Consider the following 10141-nt stretch of genomic DNA (forward strand, 5'->3'; position numbering starts at 1 on the left):
GCCCGTTTGAACGTTCGCGTCCGGTCTTTTCATGGCCGCCCGCGCCATCCGTTGCTAACCCCTGACCGGAAATCCGGCGGGGATGGCGGTGCTGGATCGATCCCCTCATGCGTTTCCCCGACGGAAGTCGGGGTCTAGAAGCACGGACAGACTGGATCCCGGTTCTGCGCTTCGCTTGACCGGAAACCCGGCAGATAATGCGGCGATAACTGGCAAGGTTTTCCAACAGCCAACAATACCGGGTCCCCGGCCCCTGAGCCGGGGTCCATTCTTTTTGTTCTTCCCGATATCGGACCCTTATCCACCACCCCTTCGTTTCCCCGGCGAACGCCGGGATCCAGAAAAGTGGACTGGGCACCGGCTTATCGCCGGTGAAACGCATCTGGGACGTCAAGCCCCTCGTCGTTCCCGTCCGCGCCTGCGCGGGGACAGGCGCAGGCGGGAACCCAGAGATCACAGGGCGAAGGCAGGTGCGAAGTAGCTCTGGACCCCCACCTGCGTGGGGGTGACGAGGGAGGTGGCAGGTTGAAGGAGCAGCTCACTCCTTCTCTACATACACCTCGCCGCCCAGCTCCCTGAACTTCTCGCTCATCTCCGCCATGCCCTGCTCTGCTTCCGCCTCGTTCGGGGCGCGGGCCGTGCCGAACTGGTCGCGAATGTCTTGCGTGATCTTCATCGAGCAGAATTTCGGCCCGCACATGGAGCAGAAATGCGCCACCTTGTGGGCTTCCTTGGGCAGGGTCTGGTCGTGGAAATCGCGGGCCGTGTCGGGGTCGAGGCTGAGGTTGAACTGGTCCTCCCAGCGGAACTCGAAGCGGGCGCGTGAAAGCGCGTCATCGCGGAGCTTCGCCGCCGGGTGGCCCTTGGCGAGATCGGCGGCATGGGCGGCAATCTTGTAGGTGATGACACCGGTCTTCACGTCATTGCGGTCGGGCAGGCCCAGATGCTCCTTCGGCGTGACATAGCAAAGCATGGCGGTGCCGAACCAGCCGATCATGGCCGCGCCGATGCCGGACGTGATGTGGTCATAGCCGGGCGCGATATCGGTCGTGAGCGGACCCAGCGTGTAGAAGGGTGCCTCGCCGCACACGTCCAGCTGCTTGTCCATATTGGCCTTGATCTTGTGCATGGGCACGTGGCCCGGCCCTTCGATCATCACCTGGCAGCCCCGGTCCCAGGCGCGCTTCGTCAACTCGCCCAGCGTCTCCAGCTCGGCAAACTGGGCGCGGTCATTGGCGTCGGCGATGGACCCCGGTCGCAGGCCGTCACCCAGCGAGAAGGAGACGTCATAGGCGCGCATGATCTCGCAGATCTCGTCAAAGCGCTCATAGAGGAAACTCTCCTTGTGGTGGGAGAGGCACCATTTGGCCATGATGGAGCCGCCGCGCGACACGATGCCGGTCACGCGGTTGGCGGTCAGCGGCACGTAGGGCAGGCGCACCCCGGCATGAATGGTGAAATAGTCGACGCCCTGTTCGGCCTGCTCGATCAGCGTGTCGGCGAAGATGTCGAAATTCAGGTCCTCGGCGATGCCGCCCACTTTCTCCAGCGCCTGATAGATCGGCACGGTCCCGATGGGGACGGGCGAGTTGCGCAGTATCCATTCGCGCGTGTTGTGGATGTTCTTGCCGGTGGAGAGGTCCATCACCGTGTCGGCGCCCCAGCGGATAGCCCACACCATTTTGTCCACCTCTTCCTCGACCGAAGAGGCGACGGCGGAATTGCCGATATTGGCGTTGATCTTCACCAGGAAATTGCGCCCGATCACCATGGGCTCCAGCTCGCCATGGTTGATGTTTGCCGGAATGATCGCCCGGCCGCGCGCGATCTCGTCGCGGACAAATTCCGGCGTCACGAACTGGGGCAGTTTCGCGCCGAAGCTCTCCCCGTCGCCATGGCGTTCCGCCGCGCCGGCGAGCGCTCGCGCCCGGCCCAGATTTTCGCGCTCGGCGGCGTAGATCATCTCGTCTGTGATGATCCCGGCCCGTGCAAATTCCATCTGCGTGACAGGGCCCGTGCCGGTGCCGCGCAAGGGTTTGTGGCGCACCGGAAAGGCTCTGGCGAGATACTTGCCCGTCGCGCCGCCATTATCGAGCGGGGAGAGGGCGCGGCCCTCATATTCCTCGACATGCCCGCGTGCCTTCACCCACTCGATGCGGGTGCGGGGCAGGCCCTTTTCCACGTCTATGCTCGCCGCCGGATCGGTATAGGGGCCGGAGCAGTCATAGACGCGCACCGGCGGCTCCATCGCCGTGGGGTGCAGCTCGATCTCCCGGTGCGGCACGGCCAGATGCGGCGCGGCCTCAGGGTTGGAATACACGCGGCGCGACCCGGCCAGCGGGCCGGTGGTGACTTTCGGGGTCGGGAATTCGGACTGGCTGACGGGCTTGTTCATGAGGGGGTGCTTTCAAAAAGGAGGAGGCGGCTAGCCGATAACGGCCCAGCGCACGGCCGGGCTGTGAAGGGTCAGGGACCCGTCCGCGCTTGCTTGCACGGTGAAGCGATAGAGCGCGGTGACGGGCTCATCGCCCTCATCCTGCGGCGCAGAGACAAAGCTTAGCGTGCAATCATGGAGGCCGGGCGCATCGGCAAGTGCGGTGCATTCGGCGGAGCGTTCCGCCTCGACATCGATTTTCGGCAATATCCAGTAGGCGAGCGCGCTTTCGGGCGCCGGCTCGCCAGTCTGCCAGACCGACGGCACCAGCGTTTCGGCCTGCTCGATCAGCAGAGCGTGCAAGGCTTCTGCATCGGACGGGCTGTCTGCCGGCTGGGCCGCATGGGCGGCGGCAAGGTGTCCGGCGGCCAGAAGGCCGGTGATGGCGGCAAGTCGGATAGATGTCATCGGGCGCTCTCCTGACAATGGCAGCCGCCGGACGGGCGGATGCTGTGAAGGGTCAGGCCTGTGACGGGAAAGCGCGCGCCGAAACGGGCAGGGGGACCTGCCAGTGGTGCATTCCATCCCGACGCCGGCATGACCCGGATCCGGTCCTGAGGGTGCTGTCTCAGCCCCGTACAAACACGGGGCGCCCCTTGGAACTTCTGCTGGCGAGGATGAACCCCGTCATGGCATTTTGCAAGCTGCGAGCCTCAAGGTCCGCGTTCAGGCAGGGTTCATCCCCTTGCAGCAGGCTGAAACGCCCTGCCATGCATGTGGAGGCGGTGATGATTGTAGTGCTGGCCCTGCTAGCAGGCCTTGCCCAGGCCGAGGCGGAGAAAGTGCCGGAACCGGCCTTCCTCCTGAGCGGTCATTATGCCGAGCGGAGCGAGGAGGGCGGGTCAGCCTGCGGCGCTGCAGGGCAGGTCCACACGCTCGACATATACCTGCTTGCCCGCCCGCCGCACTATCGTTCGGCCAATACCGGGTTGATTGAGGGCGATCTTTCCAGCGACGGTTTTGCCTTCACCCTGACCGGCGCCGACATGGAGCCGCTGGCTGAGGGCAGCCAGTCCGTGTCCTTGCGCGGCGGGCGCATCCATACAGTCGGGATTTACGAGAGCGGTATTTCCAGCGGCATGCTGACCGGACAGTTCACGGCGCAGCTTGTCCGCCTGGATTCCGGCGAACTCATGCTGGAGAGCGCCGGTTTCGAGCCGCGCGGTGTCGGCATTGCAGAAACTTATGTGCGCGAGGGCCGCCTGCCCGATGGCACGCGGCTGCGCCGCTTCGAACGGTGCTCGCCTGATCCGCAGATCGGGCGCTAGCGGGTGGCGGCAGCCTCCACCGCGCGCATGACGCGCAGCACATTGCCGCCCCAGAGCTTGGCCATGTCCTCTTCGGAATAGCCCCGGCGCAGCAATTCCGCCGTCACGTTCGCCGTCTCGGCGGCATTGTCCCAGCCGCGCACGCCGCCGCCGCCATCAAAATCGGACACGATGCCGACATGGTCGATGCCGGCAACGCTGACGGCATGGTCGATATGGTCGGCCATGTCCGCCACGGTCGCGTCGGGATATTCTTCGCGCAGGGCTGCAAGTCGGTCCTGGTATTCAGCCCGGCTTTGCGGGGTGGAGCGCTCCCAACCGCCCGGCGTGTCGAGGCCGTACTCGCTGCGCAGTTCGGCGATGGCCGCCGTCAGGCCGGCATCGATGGCGCGCAGATAGGAACGGAAGGCGACGATCTGCACCACGCCGCCATTGTCACGCACGGCCTCGAGCAATTCGTCGGTGAGGTTTCGCGGATGGTCATAGACGGCGCGGGCGCCCGAATGGCTGGCAATGACCGGCGCGCGCGACATGCGGATCGCTTCCAGAGAGGTCTGCGGTCCGACATGAGAGATGTCGACCATGATGCCATGATCGTTCAGCAGCTCGACAAGGCGGCGGCCCAGATCGGTCAGGCCCGGATCCTCCACCGGATCGCCGGTGGACAGGTTCGGGTTGGACGAGCCGCCGAACTGGTTGTTTCCGAAATGGGTGATCGAGGCATAGCGCGCGCCTCGGGCGGCCCAGAGCGGCACTTCCTCCTCGATATTTTCGGCCATGAAATAGCTGTTCTCGATGCCGATCAGCGCCACGAGGCGGCCGGATTCGTGAATGGCTTCCACCTCGTCGGCGGTGGTGGCCAGCGCTATGCGTTCGGGATTGGCGCGCACCATGCGCATGATCGCCTGATAGGTTTCCTCGGCGCGGGCGCGGGCCACGCCATAGCCCTCATCGTCCAGCGGGCCCTGGCCGACATAGACAATGAAGAATGCCGAATCGAGCCCGCCGGCGCGCATCTTGGGCAGGTCCACCTGCAGGCGCGTCCAGGTATTGGGATCGAGCGTGTGGGTGGCGTAGCCGGTCGGGATGTCGACATGGGTGTCGAGTGTGAAGAGCCGGTCGTGAATCTCGCGCACCTCCAGCTCGGAAAGCTCAGCCGCCGGTTCCTGTGACAGGGTGGCTGCGCAGAACAGAGGCGTGAGGGCAGCGGCGGTAAGAAGCGAGCGCAGCATGGAAAATCTCCCCGTGGAACATGTTGGCTCCAGCTAAGGCGCTGAACACGCAAAGGGCAAGGGGAGGGGTGCAGGAGGGGGGTCTTCTCCAGATATCATTCAACGCGTTTCCCCGGCGCAGGCCGGGGTCCAGCAAAGAGCGGGTTCCCGACTTTCGTCGGGAAAACGCCGGTGTGGTTTTTTTTAAATCTGGGTTCCCGGTGGAGTTTATCCCCGCGCCGGCGGGGGCGGGAACGATGAAAGGGATCTAGAAGCCCCTCACCCCTCCATCCCGGCCTCGTGGATCACGGTACGGAAGAAGCTGACCATGCCAGGCAGGGCGTCGGTACGGATGCGTTCATTATCGCCGTGAATGCGGGCAAGATCGTCCATCTCCATGCGCATGGGCGCATAGCGGTAGATGTTGTCGGCAACATCGCGGAAGGCGCGCGAGTCGGTGGCGGCGGTCAGAAGGTTCGGCACGACCGGTGCGCCGTCAGGCAGGCTGGTGACGGCGGCGCCGGCGATGATCTCCCAGGCCCGGCCGGAAGTGGGGCTGATCTGCGGCGCGTTGAAGCCGCTGACCGGCTCGATCGTCACCCCGTCCAGATGGCTGACAGCCTCGCGCATATGGGCAAGGGCGCTGTCAGTCGTGTCGCGCGGATGCAGGCGCAGATTGATGATGGCGCGGGCTTCCTGCGGCAGGACATTGGCCACGGTTCCGCCCGACACGATTGTCGGCGCAATGGTGGTGCCGATCGTGGCGCGGGTTGCGTCATCGGCCATGAGCTGGCCGCGCAGCACGGGCGCGAACGGGCCGGGCCGCGCCATCACGAAGCCGGTCATGCCCTCCATCTCCGGTGCAAGGGCGCGCATCATGTCGGGAATGGGATGCTCGATGGCGTGCTCGAACGGTGTGTCCACAATCGCGTTCACCGCGCGCGACATCAGGCCGATGGCCGTTTCGGCAGGCGGTGTGGAGGAATGGCCACCGCGCGCCCGGGCAATGATCTCTACCGTCAGTGAGCCCTTCTCGCCGACACCGATGAGGCCGACCGGTCCGCCCGTCATGGGGAAGGTGTCAATCGAGGTGCCGCCTTCATCCAGCACGAACCAGGCGCGCCGGCCCTCCTGCTCCAGACGTGCGGCCATGGCCGCTGCGCCCGTGCCGGCGACCTCCTCGTCATGGCCAAGCCCGATATGGATGGTGCGCTCCGGGGTGAAGCCCTCTTCCAGCAGTGTCTCCATGGCGGTGAGCGCCATGACGAGGAAGCCCTTCATGTCGAGCGCGCCGCGTCCCCAGACATAGCCGTCCGCAATCGTGCCGGCGAAGGGCGGGTGGTCCCACTGGCCTTCGGTACCCGGCTCCACGGGTACGACGTCCTGATGGGCGAGGATGACAACCGGGTCGAGCGCCGGGTTCGTTCCTTCCAGCGTGTACCAGAGCGAGCCGTGAAGGATGTCTTGCGGGTTCATCTGCGCGTGAACCAGCGGGAAGCTGACGGCCAGCCAGTCCCGGAAGGCGTCGAACTCGGCGCGGCTGGCGTCGGGATTGCCCAGCTCGGCTATGGTTTCGAAACGGATCGCCTCGGCGAGACTCTCCGCCAGTGCCTGCTCTGTCCGGTTTGAGGGATTGGCCTCGATGGCGTCCGGCGTTGCGGGGGGCTGCGAGCAGGCCGCCAGCGCCAGAAGGCTTGCGCCCATCACAGCGGCGATGGTGTGTTTCATCTGTCTGCCCTCCCCGGCGGTTCTCTTTGTCAGGCAGCAAGGCTAGAACGCGGCGACAGGAGCGCCAAGCATCGGAGAACACCCATGGCCGAGACCGAGACCGACCTGCCCCCCGAACCCAAGGGCCGCGTCCTCATCATTGCCGGATCGGACAGTTCTGGCGGGGCGGGCATCCAGGCCGATATCAAGGCGGTCACCGCGCTCGGCGGCTATGCCGCAACGGCCATCACCGCGCTGACGGTTCAGAACACCAAAGGTGTGACCGCCGTGCATGGCGCGCCGATGGATATCGTGTCGGGCCAGATTGCCGCCGTGCTGGATGATATCGGCGCCGATGCGATCAAGACCGGCATGCTGGCGACGGCAGAGGTGATCGCGACGGTCGTCAGCGCGCTGGACGAGGCGGGCGCGGAACTCATCCCGCTCATCGTCGATCCGGTCATGGTGGCAAGCTCCGGCGCGCGCCTGGTCGAGGACAGCGCGGTCGAGGCCCTTAAAGGCCAGCTCATCCGCCGGGCGGCGCTCGTCACTCCTAATGTGCCGGAGGCCGAGGCGCTAACCGGCATCACAATCCAGGATGTGGACGAGCAGCGCGCGGCCGGCGAAGCCCTGTTGAAGCTCGGTGCGCGCGCAGCCCTCATCAAGGGCGGGCATCTCGATGGCCCTCAGGTGATGGACGTGCTGGTGACGCGCAACGGCATGCGCATGTTCGCCCGTCCGCGCATCCGCACCCGGCACACCCATGGTACGGGCTGCACGCTGGCAAGCGCGATTGCCGCGCTGATGGCGCAGGGCCTGCCGCTCGACCGGGCAGTTGAGCAGGCGGGCGACTATCTGCACGAGGCGATCAGGCGTGCGCCCGGCTTTGGTGCCGGATCGGGCCCGGTCCATCACGGCTGGACACTGGCCGATGCGAACCTCTTTGGCAGCGCCCCGGCGCGCATGGAGCCGGGCACGGACGTCTAGCTGTCCTCTGGAGTGTCCCGCGCCTGAAGGAGCAATAACGCCGCGAGCCGGACCTCGGTCTGCGACGGTCTGCGCTGGCGAGGGGGCGTATGCTGCGGCCCGCGACCGGCCAGCTCGTCCATGGCGTCAAGGCCGAGGGCGAAGCCGATCACGTCCGGCCCCTGAAGGGCGCGCTCTATGGCCGCCCTCCAGTTGCGGTCAGAGCTGACATGGCGGGCCAGAGCGAGCGCCATGAATTGCTGCACGCGGTCATCGCCATGGGTTCCGGCAAACTCGCGCTCGACAAACATCGTGTCACCCGCGATCCAGACAGGCTGGCGGCGCCCTTCCGCCAGGTCGGCGTGGACCAGCCTGATCTCCCTGACGCAGGCGCGCTGCGGGACAAGCACCAGATCATGGCCAGTGCCGCCCCGCTCGACGCGCAGATGCGCCGGGCCTTCACGCAAGGCTGCAGGCAAGGTGCGATTGCGGAAATCATCGTGCCAGCGGGCATTGGGCTCGCTCCAGCCTGCCATTCACCCTAGCGTGGATCGCGAGCCTTCCGGTTTCAACCGGAATCTGGCCGCGCGGGCCCACTTGGGATTTGACGCTCACGAAGGAGCATCCTACGCCAGTTGGATCATTTGAGCGTCCATGTGCTTCAAGGCGTATTGCCCATGCCCAGCCAACCTTCGATCCGACCGGCCGACCCGCGCTTTTCCAGCGGTCCGACGCGCAAGCGCCCCGGGTGGGAGCCAGCAGCACTCGGTACGGCCTCGCTGGGCCGCAGTCACAGGGCGAGCCTGCCCAAGCAGCGCCTCGGCGAAGCGATCGAGCGCGCGGGCGCGATCCTGGAAATCCCGGCTGATTATCGCATCCTCATAACGCCTGCCTCTGATACGGGTGCGTTCGAGGCGGCGATGTGGTGCATGCTGGGGCAGCGCGGCGTCGATGTATTCAGCTGGGATGCGTTCGGCGAGCGCTGGCTGAAAGACGCGAAAAGCCAGTTGAAGCTGGCCGATCTGCGCGTGTTCGATGCGCCCTATGGCGCGCTGCCAGATCTGTCGCAGGCTGATCCCGCGCGCGACATCCTCTTTACCTGGAACGCCACGGCGGCGGGCCTGAAAGTGCCCAATGCGGACTGGATTTCGGACACGCGCGAAGGGCTGACCTTGTGCGATGCCACTTCGGCGGCCTTTGCGATGGAATTGCCTTGGGACAAGCTCGATGTGACGAGCTTTTCCTGGCAGAAATGCCTTGGCGGGGAGGCCCAGCACGGCATGCTGGTCCTGTCACCGCGCGCCCGTGCGAGGCTAAAGGACTGGCGGCCCGAATGGCCGGTGCCGGCGGTATTCTCGCTCTTTGATGCAGGCGACGAGCAATCGGCGATGTTTGAAGGCTCGACGATCAATACACCGTCCCTTCTGGCCACCGAAGACTTTCTCGATGCGCTGCGCTGGGCTGCGCGCGAGGGCGGACTGCCGGGCCTCGTGGCCCGCTCCCATGCCAATCTTGCGGTGTTGGAAGGGTGGGCGGAGAAGACGCCTTGGGTGGAGTTCGTGGCCAGTGATCCCGCGATACGCTCCAACACGTCGGTGACGCTGAAATTTGCCGGACCGGAGACGCAAGCGCTCGATGCGGAGGCCTTGCGTGCTCTCGCGAAACGCATGGCGCAAATCCTCGAACGCGAAGGCGCGGCGCTCGATATCCTTGCTTATGGCAAGGCTCCGCCGGGTCTTCGCATCTGGTGCGGCCCGACAATCGATGCTGACGACATCGCCGCGCTCTGCCCCTGGCTCGACTGGGCGTATGAAGAGGCGCGAGGTTAGGGGTTTTTGCCAAGAGCATCGTTTTCCCGACGAAAGTCGGGACCCAGAGTTTTACTGGGCACCGGCTTGCGCCGGTGAAACGCGATAGTGGCGTCGTTCCAGCTCAGGCGGGAATGAAGAGTTATCTGATCTTTCCGCCGGGGTCCCGGCCCCCGAGCCGGGACCCATGGGAATATCTGGCGATTGCAAGTCTGGATCCCGGGTTCCCCATTTTCACGGGGACAGGCAAGCCCGGGAACCTGATTGAACTGTTGCGTCAAGAGGCGCCAACCCTACCCCAGACGCTCCACAGTCAGATTGCTGTTGGAGAAGACGCAGATTTCGGCGGCGATCTCCATCGCATTGCGGGCGATCTTTTCCGGATCATCCTCGTAGCTGAGAAGCGCGCGTGCGGCCGAAAGCGCGAAATTGCCCCCTGACCCGATGGCCGCGATGCCGTGTTCGGGTTCCAGCACATCACCCGCCCCGGTGATGAGGAAGGTCTCGCTCGCGTCCGCAACGATCAGCATGGCTTCCAGACGGCGCAGATAGCGGTCTGTACGCCAGTCCTTTGCCAGCTCCACGCAAGCGCGCGCCAGCTGGCCGGAATGGGCTTCCAGCTTGCCTTCCAGGCGTTCGAAGAGCGCAAAGGCATCGGCGGTGGCGCCGGCAAAGCCCGCAATCACCTTGCCGCCGCCAATGCGGCGCACTTTCCGGGCGCTGGATTTGACGACCGTATTGCCGATG

General features: G+C 65.3%; 9 protein-coding genes and 1 riboswitch. Of the genes, 3 read left to right on the top strand and 6 right to left on the bottom strand.

Annotated elements, in window-relative coordinates; all coding sequences use genetic code 11:
* Positions 1–538: 538 nt before the first annotated feature.
* On the bottom strand, positions 539–2395 hold the full coding sequence (thiC, locus tag ACTS2Z_RS04295) for a phosphomethylpyrimidine synthase ThiC (RefSeq protein ID WP_442571994.1): 1857 nt from the start codon (positions 2393–2395) through the stop codon (positions 539–541).
* A gap of 30 nt (positions 2396–2425) precedes the next feature.
* The gene (locus ACTS2Z_RS04300; protein ID WP_442571995.1) at positions 2426–2842 is read right to left on the bottom strand and encodes a hypothetical protein; all 417 of its coding nucleotides are present in this window, start codon (positions 2840–2842) and stop codon (positions 2426–2428) included.
* A gap of 99 nt (positions 2843–2941) precedes the next feature.
* Positions 2942–3041: riboswitch (TPP riboswitch) on the bottom strand.
* 121 nt (positions 3042–3162) lie between these two features.
* Here ACTS2Z_RS04300 and ACTS2Z_RS04305 point away from each other — a divergent pair.
* Positions 3163–3702, top strand: coding sequence for a hypothetical protein (locus tag ACTS2Z_RS04305; RefSeq protein WP_442571996.1), 540 nt, complete (start codon positions 3163–3165; stop codon positions 3700–3702).
* Here ACTS2Z_RS04305 and ACTS2Z_RS04310 read toward each other — a convergent pair.
* Together ACTS2Z_RS04310 and ACTS2Z_RS04315 are read right to left on the bottom strand one after the other, a co-directional pair.
* A complete protein-coding gene (locus tag ACTS2Z_RS04310; protein ID WP_442571997.1) occupies positions 3699–4934 on the bottom strand; it encodes a dipeptidase in 1236 nt (411 codons plus the stop codon). The genes ACTS2Z_RS04305 and ACTS2Z_RS04310 overlap by 4 nt on opposite strands.
* Before the next feature lie 258 nt (positions 4935–5192).
* Complete coding sequence (locus ACTS2Z_RS04315; RefSeq protein WP_442571998.1) at positions 5193–6641, bottom strand: M20/M25/M40 family metallo-hydrolase; 1449 nt, start codon at positions 6639–6641, stop codon at positions 5193–5195.
* An 84-nt stretch (positions 6642–6725) separates the two neighbouring features.
* Between ACTS2Z_RS04315 and thiD the strand changes: the two genes are divergently transcribed.
* A complete protein-coding gene (thiD, locus tag ACTS2Z_RS04320) occupies positions 6726–7607 on the top strand; it encodes a bifunctional hydroxymethylpyrimidine kinase/phosphomethylpyrimidine kinase (RefSeq protein ID WP_442571999.1) in 882 nt (293 codons plus the stop codon).
* Here thiD and ACTS2Z_RS04325 read toward each other — a convergent pair.
* Positions 7604–8122 carry a hypothetical protein gene (locus ACTS2Z_RS04325; protein ID WP_442572000.1) on the bottom strand — a complete coding sequence of 173 codons (519 nt, stop codon included), beginning with the start codon at positions 8120–8122 and terminating at the stop codon, positions 7604–7606. The genes thiD and ACTS2Z_RS04325 overlap by 4 nt on opposite strands.
* Positions 8123–8263: 141 nt before the next feature.
* Between ACTS2Z_RS04325 and ACTS2Z_RS04330 the strand changes: the two genes are divergently transcribed.
* A complete protein-coding gene (locus tag ACTS2Z_RS04330) occupies positions 8264–9415 on the top strand; it encodes a phosphoserine transaminase (protein ID WP_442572001.1) in 1152 nt (383 codons plus the stop codon).
* Positions 9416–9687: 272 nt separating this feature from the next.
* Here the strand turns inward: ACTS2Z_RS04330 and hslV are convergent, their stop codons facing one another.
* Positions 9688–10140, bottom strand: coding sequence for an ATP-dependent protease subunit HslV (hslV, locus tag ACTS2Z_RS04335; RefSeq protein WP_442572002.1), 453 nt, complete (start codon positions 10138–10140; stop codon positions 9688–9690).
* Position 10141: the final 1 nt, after the last annotated feature.

Origin of the sequence: Glycocaulis sp. (genome assembly GCF_052168375.1) — a bacterium.
In the GTDB taxonomy this organism is placed as follows: domain Bacteria; phylum Pseudomonadota; class Alphaproteobacteria; order Caulobacterales; family Maricaulaceae; genus Glycocaulis.

Excerpts from the sequence above, each read along its gene's own strand:
- ACTS2Z_RS04305 (WP_442571996.1), top strand. The coding sequence starts at position 3,163 with ATGATTGTAGTGCTGGCCCTGCTAGCAGGCCTTGCCCAGGCCGAGGCG.
- thiC (WP_442571994.1), bottom strand. The coding sequence starts at position 2,395 with ATGAACAAGCCCGTCAGCCAGTCCGAATTCCCGACCCCGAAAGTCACC.
- ACTS2Z_RS04300 (WP_442571995.1), bottom strand. The coding sequence starts at position 2,842 with ATGACATCTATCCGACTTGCCGCCATCACCGGCCTTCTGGCCGCCGGA.
- ACTS2Z_RS04325 (WP_442572000.1), bottom strand. The coding sequence starts at position 8,122 with ATGGCAGGCTGGAGCGAGCCCAATGCCCGCTGGCACGATGATTTCCGC.
- ACTS2Z_RS04315 (WP_442571998.1), bottom strand. The coding sequence starts at position 6,641 with ATGAAACACACCATCGCCGCTGTGATGGGCGCAAGCCTTCTGGCGCTG.
- thiD (WP_442571999.1), top strand. The coding sequence starts at position 6,726 with ATGGCCGAGACCGAGACCGACCTGCCCCCCGAACCCAAGGGCCGCGTC.
- ACTS2Z_RS04330 (WP_442572001.1), top strand. The coding sequence starts at position 8,264 with ATGCCCAGCCAACCTTCGATCCGACCGGCCGACCCGCGCTTTTCCAGC.
- ACTS2Z_RS04310 (WP_442571997.1), bottom strand. The coding sequence starts at position 4,934 with ATGCTGCGCTCGCTTCTTACCGCCGCTGCCCTCACGCCTCTGTTCTGC.